General features: G+C 49.0%; 14 protein-coding genes and 1 pseudogene. 8 read left to right on the top strand and 7 right to left on the bottom strand.

Going from position 1 to position 20,143, the window contains the following annotated elements:
* The first annotated feature begins 359 nt into the window (after positions 1–359).
* Positions 360–1,748: a pyridoxal-dependent decarboxylase gene (locus QT397_25300; GenBank protein ID WNZ56117.1), complete on the top strand. Its 1,389-nt coding sequence runs from the start codon at positions 360–362 to the stop codon at positions 1,746–1,748.
* A gap of 431 nt (positions 1,749–2,179) precedes the next feature.
* Positions 2,180–2,968, top strand: a complete 789-nt coding sequence (locus QT397_25295; protein WNZ58598.1) for an alpha/beta hydrolase — start codon at positions 2,180–2,182, stop codon at positions 2,966–2,968.
* A 69-nt stretch (positions 2,969–3,037) separates the two neighbouring features.
* Here QT397_25295 and QT397_25290 read toward each other — a convergent pair whose 3' ends face one another.
* Positions 3,038–3,823 carry a DUF2884 family protein gene (locus tag QT397_25290; GenBank protein WNZ56116.1) on the bottom strand — a complete coding sequence of 262 codons (786 nt, stop codon included), beginning with the start codon at positions 3,821–3,823 and terminating at the stop codon, positions 3,038–3,040.
* Positions 3,824–4,007: 184 nt separating this feature from the next.
* Here QT397_25290 and QT397_25285 point away from each other — a divergent pair, with 184 nt between their 5' ends.
* A complete protein-coding gene (locus tag QT397_25285; GenBank protein WNZ56115.1) occupies positions 4,008–6,401 on the top strand; it encodes a zinc-dependent metalloprotease in 2,394 nt (797 codons plus the stop codon).
* Positions 6,402–6,451: 50 nt separating this feature from the next.
* Here the strand turns inward: QT397_25285 and QT397_25280 are convergent, their stop codons facing one another.
* From QT397_25280 to QT397_25270, 3 genes are all read right to left on the bottom strand, one after another.
* Entirely contained in the window at positions 6,452–7,288 is an 837-nt protein-coding gene (locus QT397_25280; GenBank protein ID WNZ56114.1) for a transglutaminase domain-containing protein, read from the bottom strand.
* Positions 7,289–7,292: 4 nt separating this feature from the next.
* On the bottom strand, positions 7,293–7,523 hold the full coding sequence (locus QT397_25275; GenBank protein ID WNZ56113.1) for a DUF350 domain-containing protein: 231 nt from the start codon (positions 7,521–7,523) through the stop codon (positions 7,293–7,295).
* A 317-nt stretch (positions 7,524–7,840) separates the two neighbouring features.
* Entirely contained in the window at positions 7,841–8,134 is a 294-nt protein-coding gene (locus tag QT397_25270; protein WNZ56112.1) for a putative quinol monooxygenase, read from the bottom strand.
* A 201-nt stretch (positions 8,135–8,335) separates the two neighbouring features.
* Between QT397_25270 and QT397_25265 the strand changes: the two genes are divergently transcribed.
* Positions 8,336–9,289, top strand: a complete 954-nt coding sequence (locus tag QT397_25265; protein ID WNZ56111.1) for a LysR family transcriptional regulator — start codon at positions 8,336–8,338, stop codon at positions 9,287–9,289.
* Positions 9,290–9,416: 127 nt separating this feature from the next.
* Here QT397_25265 and QT397_25260 read toward each other — a convergent pair whose 3' ends face one another.
* Positions 9,417–10,919: a S8 family serine peptidase gene (locus QT397_25260; protein ID WNZ56110.1), complete on the bottom strand. Its 1,503-nt coding sequence runs from the start codon at positions 10,917–10,919 to the stop codon at positions 9,417–9,419.
* Positions 10,920–11,302: 383 nt separating this feature from the next.
* Here QT397_25260 and QT397_25255 point away from each other — a divergent pair.
* Positions 11,303–12,282: pseudogene (locus tag QT397_25255) on the top strand (IS5 family transposase).
* Positions 12,283–12,604: 322 nt separating this feature from the next.
* Here the strand turns inward: QT397_25255 and QT397_25250 are convergent.
* Positions 12,605–15,433: a pitrilysin family protein gene (locus tag QT397_25250; GenBank protein WNZ56109.1), complete on the bottom strand. Its 2,829-nt coding sequence runs from the start codon at positions 15,431–15,433 to the stop codon at positions 12,605–12,607.
* Between the two features lie 244 nt (positions 15,434–15,677).
* Positions 15,678–16,076, bottom strand: coding sequence for a globin (locus tag QT397_25245; protein ID WNZ56108.1), 399 nt, complete (start codon positions 16,074–16,076; stop codon positions 15,678–15,680).
* Between the two features lie 580 nt (positions 16,077–16,656).
* Here QT397_25245 and QT397_25240 point away from each other — a divergent pair.
* The 3 genes from QT397_25240 (at position 16,657) to QT397_25230 (ending at position 20,072) form a co-directional block, all read left to right on the top strand.
* A complete protein-coding gene (locus QT397_25240) occupies positions 16,657–17,820 on the top strand; it encodes a phosphoglycerate kinase (GenBank protein WNZ56107.1) in 1,164 nt (387 codons plus the stop codon).
* Positions 17,821–17,909: 89 nt separating this feature from the next.
* The gene (fba, locus tag QT397_25235) at positions 17,910–18,974 is read left to right on the top strand and encodes a fructose-bisphosphate aldolase class II (protein WNZ56106.1); all 1,065 of its coding nucleotides are present in this window, start codon (positions 17,910–17,912) and stop codon (positions 18,972–18,974) included.
* A gap of 114 nt (positions 18,975–19,088) precedes the next feature.
* Positions 19,089–20,072, top strand: coding sequence for an alpha/beta hydrolase (locus QT397_25230; protein ID WNZ56105.1), 984 nt, complete (start codon positions 19,089–19,091; stop codon positions 20,070–20,072).
* Positions 20,073–20,143 lie beyond the last annotated feature (71 nt).

Raw genomic sequence — 20,143 nt, 5'->3', positions numbered from 1 at the left:
CAGAATTGTCTTGAATGGCTATAGCCAGAGTATTTTGCTCCTGCCAATGTAACACCTACAACCATCCATACCAGCGAGATAAACCCCAAGTAAGCAAACACTGTATGAGCCCCGACTGGTTATGTTGGGGCAGAAGATAGCACTAGATAAAAAGTCCTTTCAAGTTAATCCTTGTCTTCAAACGTGCCAGGTTTATTGTTATTTCAACTTTATCTAAAAGCGATTCTTGCCATAAAGATAGGTGTTTTTGTCCTTATTGTTCGTATCGTTTTAATTAATTTTTTATTAGTTTAAGTCTAATAGAGTAATTAATTTTTTATACTAGATCAGGTACTGGAAAAGGAGTTGAGGGGGCGAAGATGGATAATAATGACAGCAAAAATTTTTCTAATGCCATAGAAGTACTATCCCTGGCAGCGCGGTACGCTGAGGAGTATGTTTCCGATATTCGCGATCGCCGCGTAAGTCCGTCCGCCTTTGATATTGATCAAATGCAATTTTTTAACAGCGACTTGGCCCGGGCTGGGGAACCGGCAGAGGCTGTTGTCGAGAGCCTGCATCGTTATGGTTCTCCGGCAACAGTTGCCAGTACCGGTGGGCGATTTTTCGGATTGGTGGTAGGTGGGGCTACGCCAGCTTCTATGGGCGCGGCGGTAATGAACGCCGTTTGGGACCAAGTGGCGGTTCTGGAGGCGTCGGCGCCTTCTGCAATTTATCTGGAGCGTATTGCGGCAAACTGGATATTGGAATTGTTAACCTTGCCGATGGAAAGTAGTGTGGGTTTCACCACAGGGTCATCTATGGCCAATATGGTGTGCTTGGCTGCTGCGCGAAATACGCTTTATCAAAAATTAAATATCGACCTGGCAAAAAGCGGGCTAGCCGGTGCGCCGCCACTGCGTATTGTTGTTTCTGAACAGTCCCATGTCACAGTTCACAAGGCGCTCTCTATTCTTGGATTTGGTATGGATCAGGTGATTAAAGCGCTCTGTGATGAACAGGGGAGGGTGCGAGCAGATACTTTTCCCGAGGTTGATGAAACCACCATTATTTGCCTTCAGGCGGGCAACGTAAACTCCGGCAGTTTTGATCCGTTTGCAGACATAATTCTCGAAGCTAAATCCAAAGGTGCCTGGGTACATGTCGACGGTGCCTTTGGTTTGTGGGCAGCGGCATCTCCAGTGAAATCAGTGTTGACTACTGGAGTAGAACAAGCAGATTCCTGGGCTGTAGATGCTCATAAATGGCTAAATACGCCTTATGACTGCGGTTTGGCAATTTGTCGAAAGCCGGGGGCTGTACACAATGTGATGACAACCCAGGCGCCATACTTGCAAGTGGGATCGCTGGTGCCCCCCAAGGATATGGTGCCAGAATTCTCACGTCGGGCCAGAGGGGTGGAAGTGTGGGCGACGATTCAGGAGATGGGCCCGAAGGGAGTAGCGGCGATGATTGATCGCTGCTGTATCCATGCCCAGCATCTGTGCGAAGGCTTGGCAGAAATGGGCTATGAGATCCTTAACGATGTAGTGTTAAACCAGGTGGTGGCAACTATTGGCACTGCGGAAGACATTCAAGAGATAGTCAGGACCATACAGGAGGAGGGCGTTTGCTGGTTTGGAACGACTACCTGGAGAGGAAAAGCGGCCCTGCGTATTAGCGTCTGTTCCTGGGCGACTACCGATAATGATATTGCCCTTACCCTGGATGCTATTTGCCGGGCGACGGAGGCTCAGATGTCCAGATAACCCTTTGTGTGACTTGAAGTACTAGGGGGCCTTCTAAAGTAAATAGCACTTAATGTTTACGTCTTTTAGGTCAGGCTGGGGTAGTTGGTGAATTATTTGGAGGCCCTCTTGTTTCCCCCTTTGGCGGTAGCAGCCAGTTTCAGTTACGAGAGCCGTCTATCCTTGTTGAATGGGCGCGGATCTGGGCCATTATTTTCAAGCTTTTGCTTGCGGTATTACTATTTCCGCCAACTCAGCCACTTTTTCAGCGCATAAAGGTGAGGGGCTCGGGTAGAACGATGACTTTTTGGCTGGTTTTAATTCTTTTTCTAATTCTACTCTGGCTTCTGTGGATGGCGTTTTGTAGTCCCAGTTTAAGTCGCAATGAGCTACTGAAATTCTCTTTTAATCAACTTTCGCTAGCCGGTGGTTTATCCGTTAATTATCGCGAGATGGGGCCAATTGATGGCGTTAATATACTTTGCCTTCACGGTGGTGGTGATTCACTGAGCGCCTGGAATGCCTGGGCGACAAAATTGGCAGAAAAATATCATGTTATTTTGGTGGACTTACCTGGGCATGGATTGACCGACCCGTTACCAGGAGGCACTTATACACCTAAGCATTTTGCCGATTTTATTGCAGAATTTGTCGCAACCCTGAAACTTAGGGACTATGTGATCGCTGGCCATTCATTTGGTGGAAATGGGGTTTTACGCTATTTAACAGGACATCCGAATATACCCAAGGCCGCTATTCTTGTCTCTCCCGGTGGTTATAAATGTGGCAAGGGACTGGAAATGCCTGCTGGTATTGCTCGATTTGCCACCAGCCATTGGGGGCGAAAAATGGTTGCGCACATTGGTAGTCGTGGATTATTGAGAAAAATGCTGGCTTCCAAATTTTTCTACAATCCGCAGGCTCTGTCGGGGGAAATGTTGGAACGAATCTATTTGCTTTCCCGCTATGAGAAGAATCGCGGTACAGCGATCAATTTGGTTGCTAATGCCACAATCAATTTCCAGTCATTGCCGGACTTGGAGACTATTAAAATTCCAGTTTTATTTATCTGGGGGGCAGAAGATCAAATTATTCCCTTGTCCGTAGGAAAGTATTTCTCTGACAAGTTGCCTAATGGAGAGTTAATCGTATATCAGAAGATGGGGCATATGTCCCATGTCGAAAATGCTGAACAAAGTGTCACCGACGCAAAGGAGTTTTTGCAGCGTCAGGGGCTGTGACAATACAGTGGAAAATTTAAAAAAGAGGCCGCAGTGCGGCCGAGTTTGGGGGATGAAAATCAAGAGCGCCTAATTGATGACAACCAGGCCGGCTTTAACTATGTCGTAGTGACTGAGTTCTGGTACCTGCTGATGTAGGTCGGTTTCCAGTCGATCGATGGATTCCAGTTGTGTACACAAGCGGTTTGCAGACTGCTCAATACTTTTACCGCGCTGTTCCAGTAACCGCTCCGCCTCTTCAGTGGCCTGTTCCTCAATGCTATCCCCGCCGGTAAAGGCAGCTTTGAAGGCATGCCAGGCAATAGTTCCCGCGGACTCCATAGCGAGGCGTTCGATACGGGGTTCAAACTCTTCAGAGATGGTTTTCTCTATATAGTTACCCATTTCCTCGTTTCCCAGCTGGTAGATCTCGCCCTCTTGATTGAGGCGGTCCTCAGTGCGCTGGATCAGGTCGGCGGAAAACTGTTGGAGTTCGAGGATATCCGGGTGGTCCGGCCCGGCGAGGGTGCTGATGGCAATGGATAGGCCATCCATTGCGATATCGACCGCCTCAAGGGTGAGTACCAGTGTGTCGCGACCGGCGATGTGAAGCTGCTGACGGTATTCCTGAAGCAGTTGCTCCTGCTGAGAATTGAGGGGCAGCAACTCACCATCCACTGATAGCTGGTTGGGCACCTGAAATGTCACCAGTTTTCCGCCTTCCCCTTCGACGGTGAAAAAGTCCGGGCCTACTTCAATAGCGTAATTTGTAGACACTGTGCAGGTGCTGGTATCGACATGGAAAGAATCGTGGGCCAATGCCTGTGAACTGATACCGAGGCCTATCAGGGTTGAAAGTGCGATTGGCTTCCACATATGCCGGTTTCCTATTGTGTGTCTTTTCAATGTGACGCGCCTGGGTAGCCGAACAGATGCAGGCAGCTTGAAATATTTTTCATTTTTTCCTGACGCAGGCCCGGGGAGTGATGGCCAAGCATGGATGTTCCAGCGGGTATTCTGTATTTTTAGCCTATAACACTTAATAAATTGAGGGTATTCAATGTCCATAAGCAGGCACATTGCCGCACTGTGCTTCTTGATAGTCAGCACAATGGCACAGGCCGGGAGCATCGCGGAGTACACCGCAGGCATGCATAGGCACAGCGGCTTCCACGACTTTTACTGGGACGAGGCTAACGGCCGGGTGTTGCTGGAGATCGATGAGTTTGAGCGCGAGTTGCTCTTGCTCACTGGGCTGGCCCAGGGACTGGGTTCAAACCCGGTGGGCCTGGATCGCAACCAGGTGGGTGAGAGCCGCTTGGTGAAGTTCCAGCAGTCGGGTAACAAGGTTTTACTGCATCAGGTGAACCTGAAATACCGTGCCCAATCAGCAAATGCGGCTGAGCGCCGCGCGGTTGAGGAAGCTTTCGCTTCGTCCGTACTCTGGGGCTTCAAGGTGCTTGCCCAGAGCGATAAGGCGGTACTGGTGGACTTTACGCCCTTCCTGTTGAGCGATCAGCACGGCATTGCTACACGTCTCAAGGGCGCAGAGCAGGGCAGTTACAGTGTGGATAAGAGCAAGTCGGCAGTTTATCTGCCCCGCACAAAAAACTTTCCCAAGAATAGTGAGTTTGAGGCCCAGCTAACTTTTGCTGGATCAGCTCCGGGAAACTATCTGCGCGAAGTGGTTCCGACCCCTACATTGGTGTCCCTGCGCCAGCATATCTCCCTGATTGAATTGCCAGATAACGACTATGAGCCCCGCCGTTTTCACAGCCGCAGTGGCTACTTCCCGTTCGCTTATCGAGATTACGCTACGGCGATTGAAGAGCCTCTGGACCAGCGTTATATCTACCGTCATCGACTGGAGAAGAAGTCGGGTAGCGATGAGGTTGTGGAGCCGATTGTTTACTACGTAGATTCCGGAGTTCCTGAGCCGGTGCGCAGCGCCCTGATCGAAGGGGCGAGCTGGTGGGACCAGGCATTCGCTGCAGCAGGATTTAAAAATGCGTTTCGCGTAGAGATTCTGCCGGAAGGCGTCGATCCTTTGGATGTTCGCTATAACGTGATTAATTGGGTACACCGCTCCACTCGCGGTTGGTCCTACGGTTATTCGGTTTACGATCCCCGCACCGGCGAAATTCTAAAAGGCAATGTTACCTTGGGGTCCCTGCGTGTTCGCCAGGACTTTCTGATTGCTCAAGGGCTTGTACAGCCCTACCGCGGCCACACCGTCAGTACTGAGCAGCTAAAGAATATGGCCCTGGCCCGTATCCGTCAGCTATCCGCTCACGAAGTAGGCCACACCCTGGGGCTGGCGCACAACTTTGCTGCCAGTAGCGAAGAGCGCGCTTCAGTAATGGATTACCCGGCTCCGCTGGTCTCTCTGCTGGGAGGTAAGTTGGACCTGACAGATGCCTACGCCACTGGCATCGGCAGTTGGGATAAGTTGGCGGTTCGCTACGGCTATGGCGAGAGCGATGATGAAAAAAGTTATCTCGACAGTGTTATCGCTGAGGCCGGGGAACAAGAGCTGCGCTTTATTTCAGACCCGGACTCCCGCACCATCAATAATGCTCACGCAGTCTCACACCTTTGGGACAACGGCACCGACCCATTGATGGAATTCCAGCGGATGGTCGACTTGAGGCGTCATGCCCTGGATAACTTCTCTGCGGCGGCAGCGCCGTTATCCGCGCCCCGCTCTGACCTGGAAGAGACCCTGGTGCCTGTGTACTACGGTCATCGCTACCAGGCGGAGGCTGTGGGCAAATTGATTGGTGGCTTGGACTATGACTATGTCTACAACGGTACCGATCAAAATAGCTATACCCTGGTGCCCGCAGAGCGACAACAGCGGGCAATTGATGCACTGTTGGATACACTTTCGCCGCAGTTTCTCACCTTGCCGGAGCAGGTCTTGCAGCTGATTCCGCCCAAGTCCTATGGCTACGAACGTACTATCGAGAGCTTCCCCTCATATACGGGGGTAGCTTTTGATGGGGTGGCTCTGGCGGAAGCGGCTGCTGGGCATACGCTATCAATCCTGATGGACCCGCAGCGCGCGGCGCGAATGAATCAACAGAGTGCCCGCAGCAGTGAGGTACCGGGGTTTGCTAGCCTATTGCAGCGCTTGAGCGCGCTGGCTCTGCAGGGTGAGGGTTATACCGGTCTGCAGGCGAGTGTGCACCAGCGAGTTAATCACGCCTATATCGAGCAGTTGATGTTACTGGCCAGTAATGCAAAGGCAGACGAATCAGTGCGGGCCAAAGCGCATTTGGAGCTGGCAAAACTTCTTCAAGAAATTGGTTCTATGCGGCTGTTTGGCGATGATCCTGAGGGCTATAGTGCGCACTATTACTATGAGGCACAGCGCATCGATGCCTTTAAGCAGGGCAAGCTGGAAGTAAAACCTGGTGCGGTTAAAGCGTTGCCGCCAGGATCTCCGATCTGATCTGAAACGGATAAAAGGGGTGGGCTGTAAACGCTCACCCCCTTTGGGCATTAACCGCGAATAAACTGGGACTTCTTTACCCAGTGATTTCCTCGGTATTGTCGAGTGGGGGTTGGGTTTTTCTTCGCCCAGAAAAAGTGGCGGTTAAACTGAAATTCCGCATCGTAACCCTCCGCCAGCGCTGCCAGGGGCATGGCTTGCCAGCTGGTCTGGCGGCGTTTGCTGGTTGCCTCCAGCAGGTACTCTTGATCGTTTAAGATGGCCACTACCCAGGCGTGACCCTGACCTTTATGGGTTCCGAGTGCCACCCGCGCATCAACTCCCAATTCGATCAGCCAATCTGCCAGTAAAATAGCGTGGTCTTCACAGTCACCACGCTTTTGGTAATAGGCCTGCCGGGATGTTTGCCAAATGTCTGACAAACCGGCGTATTGCAGGTGATCGTATTGGTACTCTTTATTCATAGCCAGTGTATAAAGAGGCACCCAAAGCTGTTGAGTCTTAAAGGGCTTGAACCCCACCAGGTAGCTGTTGGCAAAGTGGTGTTGCTGGTCCAGTCCCCGGGCGGACGCTGTCGCCGCCTCAATTCCCTGCCAGTTCCACACTGAGACATGAGCGCTCTCTTCCAGTGAGCGTTTGTCGACTACTTTCTGGATGGTTTTTTCTTCCAGAGGGTAGCGGGTACCCACCACTCGCACTACACCTTGTTGTGAGTCCACAATACTGGCTAACTGACTGCCGCTGCTACCAAAGCTCCGTAAATTATCGGAAAGGGGGATTTCCGGTGTGCTTTTAGTTGGCGGCTCCTGTGTATTCGCTCGCCGTACAAGTTCAGGGGTGATCAGTGCGAGGGAAAGTATCAGTGTGATAGCCAGCCACTTGCGCATAGTGCTATCCCTTGAGGCCAAACGAAATAATGATGGCAACAAATATCAATATGGTTGATGCAAATATAGATACGGCGATATTGCCATTTTTTAGCTCGCCTTCGATATCTACAGAGCGAAGCAGTTTCTTATCAATGGTAATCAGTGCGGTGATACCAATAAATAACGCTAGCAGCGTATAAATCAGGTTAATGCCCAGGTTAAACAGGGTTGCCGTTAAAAATTCCAGTTCCATAAATCCTTCAGGCTAATTATGTTTATTAGTGGCTGTTAATGGAATAATTTAAGCATAGGGTCTGATTGAGTGCAAAGGATGGCCGACCCAGATAAACCGACAGCTTAATTTACAGGTAATTATCAACCTTAATTGGCAATCCGGACTTGTTGATTAATATTTTATTTGGCTGGGTTGCTATTGGGGAATAGCTCTAGACGAAGAGTTGCTCCGTCGAAGGGATTTTACGCTTAATTTACCGGGAAAGCCTTTTGAAGAAGTGTATTTATTAGCTCGGTGTTATCCAGGCGGGAACCTGGATAACACACCGAGTTTGATTAGTTATCAATCTCGGTCATTTCATTCAATACAAACTCTTCAACGGCGCCCTCGGTTGCCTTCATATAGTCTTCCAGGTGCTTATTGTTCATGTGGGTTTGCCACAGATCGCGAGTTTCCCAATTTTCATAAAACAGGAAGTGTGCAGGATTGTCATTGTCTTGATGAAGGTTGTAATTAATGCAACCAGCTTCTGCTCGTGTTGTATTAATGAGTTTTAACAATTCAGATTTCACCAGGTCAATTTTGTCGGCCTTGGCTTTAATGTTGGCAACGATAGTGAGCCTGCTCATGTGAACACCTCTTTGTTTCAATATGTGTTGGATTAAGGTTTGTACTCTTTTCCTTGATCCTTTCAGAGGAGACCTAGTGACTAGCTTAGCTGCCTCCTGGGTAAGGACTGGGATGTCGAGCTGATGAAGTCATTCTAGATCTAGATTACATCGCTAGAAACACTATAATCTTTGAATCTTTATCAAAAATATATTGAAAATATGCAGCTTGAAGACTTGAGGGTCATTCTTAAAGTGGCCGAGTTTCGCAGTATCACTGCGGCCGCCGCCAGTCTCGACTTACGCACTGCAACTGCCAGCGCAGCGATCAAGCGTGTGGAGAGCGCGCTGGGAGCGGACTTGTTTATTCGCACTACGCGGCAATTGCGGCTATCCAGTGCTGGGGAAAGGTTTATTCCCAAATGTGAGGAGGCCCTCCTGACTTTGGACCTCGCCCGGCAAAATCTCAAGGAAGACAGCGGTCAGATAGATGGCGAGCTTCGCATAGGTGCATCCTCGGACCTGGGAAGGAACCTTGTAACTCCCTGGCTCGATCAATTGTTGCAGGAACACCCGGGGCTGAGTCTAAGAGTGAATATCAGTGATAGCCAAGTGGACTTTTACCGGGATCCTGTGGATATCGCGTTGCGCTACGGCCCCCCAGCGGATGCCAACCTGTATGGTTTTAAGATTTGTGACGTGCCCCGTTTATTGTGTGCAACCCCGGCCTATTTGCAGGAAAACGGTTCCCCGCAAACACCGGAGGAGCTCTCCGCACATAATGGCCTTTTTTATCAACTTCACGAGATTGTGCACAATAATTGGGAGTTTTTTCGGGGCGAAGAGATATACAAGATACGTATGTCTGGGAATAGGTCGTCGAATGACGGTGACCTGGTGCGGCGTTGGTGTACCTCTGGCTATGGACTTGCCATTAAGTCATGTTTGGATATGTCTGCGGATTTACTTTCCGGTCAGGTAGTGGCCACTATGCGTGACTATAAACCCAAGGCGACGGAGCTATGGTTGGTATCTCCGGGGAGGCAGTCAATAACACCGACGGTACGATTAGTGCGTGATACTTTGAGAGAACGGTGTTCGGGGGTTTTAAAGCAGCTGCTCGCTGAGGGATTACTCTCTGAGAGCGATTTCCGTACGGGGGTGGATATATCTTGAGTCCCAAATAGTTTCTTAACCCTGTGGCTATCTATAAAAACTCTCAACAGGTTTTTCTCGGTTCTGACAAAGGAAAGGGGAGCTTTGCTCCCCTTTCTTACTCAAGCCCTATTTAATCCGAATAGGATCAGGAGCCGGAACAGCCGTAGGTATCCAAGTAGTCATAGGCTGCTTTTGCCTGGATGAGGCCGTAGCCGTAAGCATTATCTCTTCCCGCATCACCGAGGTCTTCGGCTGTAGCCGTTAGAGCGTTGCGGATATCTGTGTTGCTACAGTTGGGGAAGTGGCTCCATATCAATGCGGCAACACCGGCAACGTGTGGGGTAGCCATGGAAGTGCCATTGAAATATTCGTAGCTTGTAGCCTCATTTTCCAAATCTACGCTGGCACTCAGCTGCGTGAGTAGAGTTGCACCGTCAGTGTCAGAAATACCAACCGAAGGAATAGTGGTTACAGTATCGCTCAGGGTTGCGCTGGAGAGTAATCCCTCTTCATTGTTGTAAATAATCGCTCCGATACCACCACCGGACTCACAATTTAAAACTTTCTCCGCAAAGCTGATATTGCCTCGCGCAATCAGGCAAATCTTACCTGCCGCACTGGTGCAAGCGGATTCAGCCGTACCACAGTCTTCCATTGAACCGGTGATTGCACCAGCTGGGGTGCCTGATATTGGGGCTGATTCGATGTCAACACTGCCGACGGTTAAGCTAGAGATTCTGCCAGTATCAGTGGGAACAGAAGATAGAACCTGCACACCGGGCGCGGAGAGTTCTACTTGGTTGGTCTGCTGAGAGGAGGACCAGATAGCTTTATCGCTATCGATAGCACCGACGGATACAACAGAGGAGTATGAGGCTGGGTAGGAGTGCGCAGTGTTACCGTCGTTTCCGGCTGCCGCGATGGACAGGATTCCCTGGCGATTTAGGTTGTTAAAGGTTCGTCTTTCGAGGAAGTTGGCACTTTCACCGCCCAGACTCATATTGATGACGTTAGCACCATTGTCGGCACAAACCTCTGCGGCTGCCATTAGGGAGGAGGAGTAGGCCCAGCCGTCGCCATCAAACACTTTTACAATATGCAGGTTAATATTACTGCTGGGCATCACGCCAACGACACCGGTACCATTATTCATCGCAGCGATAGTGCCGGCCACATGGGTACCGTGACCGCTTTGATCTTCATACCAGTTACCTGCGCCGCTTGGGTCACTGGTACCAGTGACGGCGTTTCCGGACAAATCTTCGTGAACCAGGTCGTAGCCGGAATCAATAATACAGACTGTGCGGTTGCCGGCCTGAGTATCACCTAGTTGATCTGCCTGCACCATGGTGATTCCGTAGGGGGTTTCCTGGGACATCGGATACCGCTTAACGTCTTCTTCAATAAAAGCAACATCCGGGTTCGAGCGCATTTCTTTTAGGGTTGTTGCAGACATATGTGCTGCCATCGCATTCTGGCGGCGTATTTCAACAGCCTGTCTTCCGCCTCTCTTCTTCATAAAGGACTTAACGGATTCGCCTTTTCCCTGCTTGAAAGTCACGATATAACGCTTGTCCTCAGCAGTGGCGTTGCCGGTCACGGCGAGCGCTAAAATGCTGGCTGCAAATACAGACAAGGATTTATTCATTAGATGCTCCTGAAGATTTCTATGTTTATTGTTGCTTTTGTCGACGTTCTAATTTCAAGTTTTTTTGGTTGTTGATATTCGCTTGAGCGTCGAAGTGGGGAATCTATCAGGCTTCTCTTGTCGTATGAATAATTATTTTTAGGTTGTTGTTATTTTTGTTTTTTTGTCGGGATTATATTTTGTTTTGTTTTTGTCTTTTTAAGGATGTTTTTAATTGTTTTAAAGTTTGATTGAAGCTTTTGTTTTTTTTTCTGCTGGGTTTTTAGGTTGTTTCTATTTCTGGGTGAGGCGTTAGGCTTTTGATGTTGAAGCTCTAAGGAACCTCTGAATAATTCTGAGTCAATTTGGTAATATTCACCTACCCATCAAGACTACGATGAATCATGCACCAAGTCACCTTTGCCGAAGCAGAATATAAGCTAAAGCGTCGTATAACTCGCCGAGAGAAGTTTCTTTCTCAAATGGAAACCCTCGTCCCATGGCAGCGACTAGAAGCTCAGATCACTCCTTGTTACCCACAAGGTAAACGTGGCCGACAGCCATATCCATTGAGTGTCATGCTTCGTATTCATTGCATGCAGCTATTTTACAATCTCAGTGATCCCGCTATGGAAGATGCACTGTATGAAATTGAATCCATGCGTAGTTTTGCTGGATTGACTTTGAGTAGCCCAATTCCCGATGAAACAACGATTCTTAACTTTCGCCACTTACTGGAGCTCAATCAGCTAGGTGCAGCTCTTTTTGATGAAATCAACAAACACCTTGCTGAGAATGGGATGGTACTGCGTGAAGGCACGATTGTAGATGCCACTATTATCTCTGCGCCAACTTCAACTAAGAATGAAAAGAAAGAACGTGACCCGGAAATGCATCAAACAAAGAAAGGCAATCAGTGGCATTTTGGGATGAAAATGCATATCGGGGTTGATGATGTGCTCGGAGTAATACATAGCATAGATACAACAGCAGCGAATTCGCATGATGTCACAACCACAGAGCGAGTTCTCCACGGGGAGGAGAAAAGAATCTGGGGAGACTCTGGGTACATTGGTGCGGAGAAACGTGAAGAGTTGAAAGAGCGGGAGGCGGATTGGTATATAGCAATGAAGCCGAGCAAGCTAAAAACTCTTCCAGGGCGTGATGCACTCCGTAAAGCGGAAAAGATCAAGGCGCAGATAAGAGCGAAGGTCGAGCACCCCTTCCGCTACATCAAACGGGTATTTGGTTATGACAAGGTCCGCTATCGGGGACTGGTAAAAAATACTGAGAGGCTGTGCTTACTGGCAGGCTTTACCAACTTATTAATAGGGAGAAAATACTTGGCTGCCTAGGGGTGGTTCGCCTGAAACCCACCTATTGAGGGTTTCAGATGAAAAATTAGGGGACTATTACGCGAAAATTACGCGTTTGTGCGTAATAAAGTGAATTTTTCAAGCAGCTCAGCTTAATTCTGGAAAAATGCTTCGTTGATCAGAGGATCCCTAATTGTCATGCTGGTATTTAATAGAGGGTATTGTGAGCTGGAGAAAGGAGTTTTAGTTTGAATGTAGCATGTCAATTATTTTTGACTAGGTGAGTAGCATTAGGGAGTGTTTCTATTCTTCATTGGTATTCATCCGTTTGGAACGATAGAAGGCGGCCAGTCATACATGAGGGTACAGGCTGGCCGCTATTGCTAGCTTTTATCCCTCTTCGGTTGAAGATGCGCTAGGTAAATCCTTATCTACTTTGAGCTCGGTAATAGATCCCATACCAAGTTCACCAATTTTATCTTTTATCTTGGTTTTGTCTCCAACGATAATCCAGGTAAATTGATCAACTTTTAGAGTGTCTCGAGCGAGCGAATGGATCGAAGATAGATCGACATTGCGAACTTCATTTGCATAATCTTCCATATAATTCAAAGGTCGATCATAGGTGACCATGCCTGAAATAGCCCCTGATACAGCTCGAACTGTTTCAAAACGGCCGGGCAATTCATTGATTCGCTTGTCTTTAATTTTCTGCAGCTCGTCTTCTTTTGCTGGAGAATTGCCGACATAGGCTTGGAGCTCTTTGTAAAGCTCTTTTAAAGATTCACTGGTCTTGTCCGTTTGAACAGGTGCATAGACTAAGAGCGGTTGCTGTCCTTTGGCCCCAGTCATAAATGAATAGGCTCCATAAGCCCAGTGCTTATCCTCCCGCAAATTCATATTAATTCGCGCGGTAAAAGTGCCTCCAAATATATCATTCATCATATGTAAGGCTTCTCGCTGTGGCATCGTTTCCGACGGAGCCAGGAGACCGCCAATAATTATGCTCTGTTCAGCTCCCGGTTTATCAATTAGATAAATTCTGGTTTTTTCTGGGTGCGCAACCTGTTGTAGATTCTTTGTAGGTAACGGCTCTTCGGGTGCTTTCCAATCCGCAAAGTGCTGCTCTAATTTTTTTGTCAGATCACCCATGCTGATATCTCCGACTGCAACCAGAGTGGCATTATCGGGGCGCATCCAGGTTTTGTGGTAATTTACCAGATCTTCACGGTTCAGGGAGCTGATAGAGCTTTCTGTTCCCGAACCGGTGAGAGGAACTGCATAAGCATGTCCTTCACCATATAAAAGAGGTGGCAGATTCCGCAAAGCCATGTTTACCGGCTGGGTTTTTTCCTGCTGGATTCCAGCTATCCATCGAGCACGTTTCCGCTCAATCTCTTCATCGGAATAGGCTGGATGCATTACGATATCGGCAAACAAGGATATGGAGCTATCGAGATTGTTTTTTAATGCGTTGAGCCGTACAGAAGAAGTATCAATGTTCGAACCAGCCGAGATTCTGGCCCCTAACATTTCTGCTTTGGCATCAATCTCTAAGGCGCTTAATTTTGTAGTCCCTTCCTTTAGCATAGACATGGCATAGCTAGAGGTTCCCAATTTAGCACCCTGGTCTGCAGCGTAACCGGCATCAAATATAAGGCGAATATCGACTACTGGCGCAGAGTCGCGTTGGGCAAGTATCACTTTTAGACCGTTAGAGAGTTTCGTGGTCTGTAATTCTGGAAATGGGATGCTGGGGAATTCACCGGTATCGGGTAATTTAGACCTATCTGCACCAGTCTCGGAAGTAGTGTATTTGGGGAAAGGGTGTACTTCCAGATTATAATCACCACTGGAAAGCCATTTTACTGCGGCTTCTTTTACCTTTTGAGGGCTGGTGTTTTGCATTTTGGTTAACGCTTCCAGGTAAGCGTTGGGATTGTCGAGGTAGAGTTCACCCCGAGCCAAAATTACGCCCTTACCGCCCCAGCCACCTACCTGCTCGAGGTTGCGTGCTTGGGATGCATAGTGGCTCATATTAACCCTTGCAAGTTCCTCTTTGCTTGGCCCTTCCTTGAGAAAACGTTGTAGTTCTTCCTCAATGGCGGCCTCTACTGTTGCGAGTTCAACCCCGGGCTTTACATCGGCAACAATAGGGAAGATGGAAGACAATTCAAATTCATGCAGCCCAATATTAACTTTGGTAGCGATTTGATCTTCGTATACGAGGCGCTGGTAGAGCCGGGAGTTTTTTCCATCCCCCAAAACTGCTGCTGCCAAAGCAATAGCTCCAGCATCGTCGTGAGCTAGATTAGGGGTATTCCAGACTTTATAAAGACGCGATTGAGCAACTTGATCAAACATCTGCTCACGGCTGGACTGATCTCGCTTGGCAATCCACGCTTTTTTCTTGATAAGAGGAGGGCCGGAGGGAATGTCGCCAAAAAAATGGGCTGCTTTTTCTTTTGCTGTTTCTACATCAATATCACCGGCAAGTACTAGTACGGTATTAGCTGCGCCGTAATACTGTTTAAACCACTCGTGAACATCTTCAAGAGAAGCTGCATTCAGGTCTTCCATTGAGCCGATGGTGGTCCAGGAGTAGGGATGCCCTGCTGGATAAATTGCTTTCTGCATCCGCTCCCATACTTTCCCATAGGGCTGGTTCTGGCCTTGGCGCTTCTCATTCTGCACAACGCCACGTTGCTCATCGAGTTTTTCCTGAGTAATTGCGCCCAATAGATGACCCATTCGGTCAGACTCCATCCATAGAGCCATGTCTAAGGCGTTGGTGGGTACTGTTTCGAAGTAATTTGTACGATCCAGCCAGGTGGTACCATTCATACCAGTTGCACCAGCTAGTTCAAACGGTTTAAAAAACTCGTCATTATAGTTTTCTGAACCATTGAACATCAGGTGCTCAAACAAATGCGCAAACCCTGTTCTTCCAGGTTTTTCATCTTTTGAGCCAACGTGGTACCAAACGCCCACGGAAACAATAGGAGCCTTGCGATCCTCATGGACGATTACACGCAGGCCATTGGGCAGAGTAAATTTCTCATAACCTATTTTTAGGGACTCAAACTTATTTTCTAAATTCTCGGAGGCAAACAGATCTTTCTTGGCCTCGGGGTTTTTATTATTTTGGGGAGCGTCACTGCAAGCTGAGAGCGTAATAGAGAGCACTAATGGAATGCCGTACTTCCGTACCGTTTTCATAATAGTTTCCTTGTCCCCTTTTTCCTTCAGGAGAGAGTTATCGTTCCATGGCATTAGTTTTTATAGTTCTAAACTGGCATTAGATGATTTTCTTTGTACTTCTATTAAATTTGATTTGGAACCCCAAACCAGCATTAGTAAACCCTGCATTGATATAAGCAGAGAAAAGCTGCCAGAAAGCCTGATAATAAATGGCCGGCTTGAGGCTTAGCAAATTTAAGTTGTACTTTTTGGAGAGTACAACTCAGTAGGCTTGGCGTATGATTTCTATACCCGGAAGGATTGCTCGATTCCAGGCAGCGTCAACTTCTGGCGAGTATTCCTCGTCGTGCTGCCTAATGGTGGCGAGTAGGGCGTCGAGCCAGAGGCGATACCATTCTGGGCGGATATTATAGCCGTTGCGATCGTGACTTTTACCCAAAGCGCGCAGCTTGGTGTCTGGCATGCCGCGTGAATAAAGCACCAGCTGCATAATGCCGTTACGCAAAAGATGGCGCTGGGCTTTCATATCTGTATTGGCAAAGAGCTGACGGATGTCTGTAGAACTTCCCATAAAACGATCATAAAAATCCACAAAAAACTGTTCTTTATTGCAACAGCGTCCATAGCTTTGAAAAACGATATCACTATCCGTTGGTTGCATCGTTTTGGTTACCTCTTATGTTGGCCACCCTCAGTTTTACTTTTAAGTGGCCTCTGTGACTAATATGCATTTGGAAGGGGGCGGCGATTCTAGCGATCGAATTTAGAAGCGGGAAGTACAATTTGGCTGTGCCTGCTTGTTATCTGGCGTAATTAATTAGTAACTCTCTGTGTGTGAATGGCTGATTCAGGGCTGATACTCTGAGTTCTATAAGGCTTTATTTACATTGTCTGGTGTCGATTGCTACTTGAATCGCAATTACATGGCCTTTTATTTATTTAACTGGCTTAGGTAGTCCTTTGGAGGTTGGAGGATTGATCCTGAAAGTACTGCCATTAGTTGGCGTTAGGTGGCAATTCTGTTTGAAGTAACTACTTGCTTACCTCCTGGGCGAACAGCTATCAACTAAGGTCGCTTTTGACTTGATGACCCCTAAGACAGTATCAGCTGCGCTAATAATGCGTAGATTGGCTGATATAACAACGTATTCCCCTGTTTTTAATATCGGCATCAATAGGTTCCAGTTGATATAATCGCCGCCCACATTTTTCAGTTAATCGAAGTAGAAGAGGATTGGCTAATGGCGGTCAAACTGATGGCAGATCTCGATCTCGCTGGTAAGCGCTTACTTATCCGTGAGGACCTGAATGTACCGGTTAAGGACGGTCGTGTAACTTCCGATGCACGTATTCGCGCGGCACTACCGACGATAAAAGCCGCCATCGAAGCCGGGGCTAAAGTGCTGTTGATGTCCCATCTGGGGCGCCCCACAGAGGGTGAGTACGCGGAAGAATTCTCCCTGGCCCCGGTCGCCGCACACCTGGGTGAGCTGTTGGGCCGTGATGTGGCGCTGGTCAAAGAGTGGCGCGATGGCGTTGAGCTGGCCGATGGGGAAGTTGCCCTGCTGGAAAATGTACGTTTCAACAGTGGTGAAAAGAAGGACGATGAGTCTCTGGCAAAGGCCTATGCCCAGTTGTGCGATATCTTCGTGATGGATGCCTTTGGTACTGCCCACCGGGCCCAGGCTTCCACCCATGGTGTGGCTAAATTTGCACCGGTTGCTTGCGCCGGCCCTCTATTGGCTGCTGAGCTGGACGCATTGGAGAAAGCCCTGGCTGAACCGGCGCGCCCGCTGGTTGCTATTGTTGGTGGTTCCAAAGTTTCTACAAAATTGACGGTACTCGAAAGCCTGGCTGACAAAGTCGATCAGCTGATTGTTGGTGGTGGTATTGCCAATACCTTCCTGGCAGCCAGCGGCAAGCCAGTGGGCAAGTCCCTTTGCGAGCACGATCTGGTAGATACCGCCAAGGCCCTGATGCAGAAGTGTGATATCCCTGTACCTACCGATGTCGTCACAGGCAAAGAATTCAGTGAATCCGCCGCAGCGGAAACCAAAAGTGCCGATGCTGTGGTTGAAGACGATATGATCTTTGATATCGGCCCGAAATCCTCCGAGCAACTGGAAGATATTCTCAGCAGTGCGAAAACCATTATCTGGAATGGTCCTGTAGGTGTGTTTGAATTTGACCAGTTTGGCAACGGTACCGAGCACCTCTCTAAAGCCATTGCCGAGAGCGCAGCGTTTTCTATAGCTGGTGGCGGCGACACCCTGGCAGCTGTGGATAAGTATGGCATTGCCGACAAGGTTTCCTATATCTCCACGGGTGGCGGTGCCTTCCTTGAATATGTTGAAGGTAAGAAGCTTCCAGCGGTCGCTATACTGGAAAGCCGCGCACAAGACTAAATAACGAAAAATAAGGCCTGTCGCAATTTGCAGGCAGGTCATAAAAGCAAAAATACAAATACTACGAGTAGACGAGAAAGGAATTAATTATGGCTCTTATCAGCCTGCGCCAAATGTTGGACCATGCCGCAGAGCATGGCTACGGTGTACCTGCATTTAATGTAAACAATCTAGAGCAGATGCGTGCGATTATGGAAGCGGCCAAAGAGACCGATTCTCCAGTAATCGTTCAAGCTTCTGCGGGCGCCCGCAAGTACGCCGGCGCTCCCTTCCTGCGCCACCTTATCCTTGCGGCTATTGAGGAGTTCCCTGAGATCCCGGTAGTTATGCACCAGGATCACGGCACCAGCCCCGCCGTTTGCCAGCGCTCTATCCAACTGGGCTTTAGCTCAGTGATGATGGACGGCTCCCTTGAGGAAGACGGCAAGACCCCGGCTTCTTACGAGTACAACGTAGATGTCACCAAGCGCGCGGTGGATATGGCCCACGCCTGTGGTGTTTCTGTTGAAGGTGAGCTGGGCTGCCTGGGTTCCCTGGAAACCGGTATGGCTGGAGAGGAAGATGGTGTTGGCGCTGAGGGCAAGTTGTCCCACGACCAGCTGCTGACCGATCCGGAAGAGGCCGCTGACTTCGTACAGAAAACCAAGGTGGATGCCCTGGCAATTGCCTGCGGTACCAGCCACGGTGCTTACAAGTTTACTCGTCCGCCCACCGGGGACATCCTGGCCATCGACCGTATCAAAGAGATTCACGCTCGTATTCCAGGCACCCACCTGGTAATGCACGGTTCCTCTTCTGTACCCCAGGAGTGGCTGGCTGTAATCAATGAGTTTGGTGGTGAGATCCCGGAAACCTACGGCGTTCCTGTTGAGCAGATCTGTGAAGGTATCAAGTACGGTGTGCGCAAGGTCAATATCGATACCGACCTGCGTTTGGCCTCGACTGGTGCCACACGTCGCTTCCTGGCTCAGAACCCATCTGAGTTTGACCCGCGTAAGTTCTACAAAGCCGCTATGCAAGCGATGAAGGAAATCTGTATCGCTCGTTATGAGGCGTTTGGCACTGCTGGTAATGCCAGCAAGATTCGCCCTGTTAGCCTCGATGTTATGAGCGAACGCTACGCTGCCGGTGAGCTGGAGCCGCAAATCAAGTAACAGTCTTCCACTGTTGCGAAGAGGTGGGCTCTATGCCCACCTTTTTCTTTTCAGGTTGTCTTTCCCGCTACGATATCACTACCCCTACCGCCAAAATGCAGTACCATTGCACTAATGGATACTTTGCAAGACCTCAGCACCTACGATAATAGCCCGGTAATAAAGCGCCCGGACTACTCTGCATTGCGTCAGAAGTTGCCTGAACTGGATTTCGGCGCTGACGAAACCCCTCTGTGCAAAGAGCTGCGGGATTATCGTAATTTTTACGATTTGCATTTTCCCCGAGCCCATAAGACCGGGGTAGGCACTTTTAAAGTTGCCGGATTTGAACTGGTTTCACAGTATTGGATGGTCGAGAAACCCAAGGGCACCTTGTTTATTTGCCACGGCTATTTTGATCATACGGGTATTTATGGCCCGGCAATCCGCTTTGGCTTGGAGCGGGACCTCAATGTAGTGATTTTTGATTTCCCCGGACATGGTTTATCCAGTGGTGAGCGTGTTGCTATCCATACTTTCCTGCAATACCGCCAGGCGTTTGATGGACTGTTGGAAATTGCGCGAAATAAGTTGCCCGGGCCCTGGCATGCAATGGGCCAGAGCACCGGTGGCGCTGCACTACTGGCCCATCTGCAATACAGCCGCTGGCAGCCTCTGGATAAGGTCTTTTTGTTGGCTCCCTTGGTAAGGCCATCAAACTGGGCCTGGCTAAATCGCTGGAAATATTATGTGGGCCGCCTGTTTATCCGCGAACCCGGCCGGGCCTTTACGATTAATACCCACGATGTGGAGTTTTCTCGACGTCAGGCACTTAGGGACCCCCTTCAATCTCAATCAATCTCTATGAGCTGGCTCAGGGCGATGGTGGATTGGTTGCAGACATTTCCCCGCACGGCACGCAACCCGCGCCCGATCCTTTTGGTTCAGGGAACGGATGATAAAACCGTTGATTGGCGTTATGGTCTTCATGCTGTTCGGAATCGTTTTCCCAATTGCCACCGGGTATTGATACGCGGTGCCCGGCACCAGATGATTAACGAAACCCAACCTTATCGCCATCAAATATTAGCGGCGATGGATGAGTGGTTAACCAAATAGGCTGTGAGCGATAACTTGTATCGCTCAACTCGCAGAGTTTTGACCTGCACTTTTCACTCGGAAAGCCTTAG

Origin of the sequence: Microbulbifer sp. MKSA007 (assembly GCA_032615215.1) — a bacterium.
In the GTDB taxonomy this organism is placed as follows: Bacteria; Pseudomonadota; Gammaproteobacteria; order Pseudomonadales; family Cellvibrionaceae; genus Microbulbifer.
Note: the sequence above shows the minus strand (reverse complement) of the source record. Positions and strands in the feature narration are given on the sequence as shown.

Excerpts from the sequence above, each read along its gene's own strand:
- QT397_25240 (WNZ56107.1), top strand. The coding sequence starts at position 16,657 with ATGGCGGTCAAACTGATGGCAGATCTCGATCTCGCTGGTAAGCGCTTA.
- QT397_25245 (WNZ56108.1), bottom strand. The coding sequence starts at position 16,076 with ATGCAACCAACGGATAGTGATATCGTTTTTCAAAGCTATGGACGCTGT.
- QT397_25250 (WNZ56109.1), bottom strand. The coding sequence starts at position 15,433 with ATGAAAACGGTACGGAAGTACGGCATTCCATTAGTGCTCTCTATTACG.
- QT397_25265 (WNZ56111.1), top strand. The coding sequence starts at position 8,336 with ATGCAGCTTGAAGACTTGAGGGTCATTCTTAAAGTGGCCGAGTTTCGC.
- QT397_25285 (WNZ56115.1), top strand. The coding sequence starts at position 4,008 with ATGTCCATAAGCAGGCACATTGCCGCACTGTGCTTCTTGATAGTCAGC.
- QT397_25270 (WNZ56112.1), bottom strand. The coding sequence starts at position 8,134 with ATGAGCAGGCTCACTATCGTTGCCAACATTAAAGCCAAGGCCGACAAA.
- QT397_25260 (WNZ56110.1), bottom strand. The coding sequence starts at position 10,919 with ATGAATAAATCCTTGTCTGTATTTGCAGCCAGCATTTTAGCGCTCGCC.
- QT397_25290 (WNZ56116.1), bottom strand. The coding sequence starts at position 3,823 with ATGTGGAAGCCAATCGCACTTTCAACCCTGATAGGCCTCGGTATCAGT.
- QT397_25295 (WNZ58598.1), top strand. The coding sequence starts at position 2,180 with ATGGGGCCAATTGATGGCGTTAATATACTTTGCCTTCACGGTGGTGGT.
- fba (WNZ56106.1), top strand. The coding sequence starts at position 17,910 with ATGGCTCTTATCAGCCTGCGCCAAATGTTGGACCATGCCGCAGAGCAT.
- QT397_25280 (WNZ56114.1), bottom strand. The coding sequence starts at position 7,288 with ATGCGCAAGTGGCTGGCTATCACACTGATACTTTCCCTCGCACTGATC.
- QT397_25300 (WNZ56117.1), top strand. The coding sequence starts at position 360 with ATGGATAATAATGACAGCAAAAATTTTTCTAATGCCATAGAAGTACTA.
- QT397_25230 (WNZ56105.1), top strand. The coding sequence starts at position 19,089 with ATGGATACTTTGCAAGACCTCAGCACCTACGATAATAGCCCGGTAATA.
- QT397_25275 (WNZ56113.1), bottom strand. The coding sequence starts at position 7,523 with ATGGAACTGGAATTTTTAACGGCAACCCTGTTTAACCTGGGCATTAAC.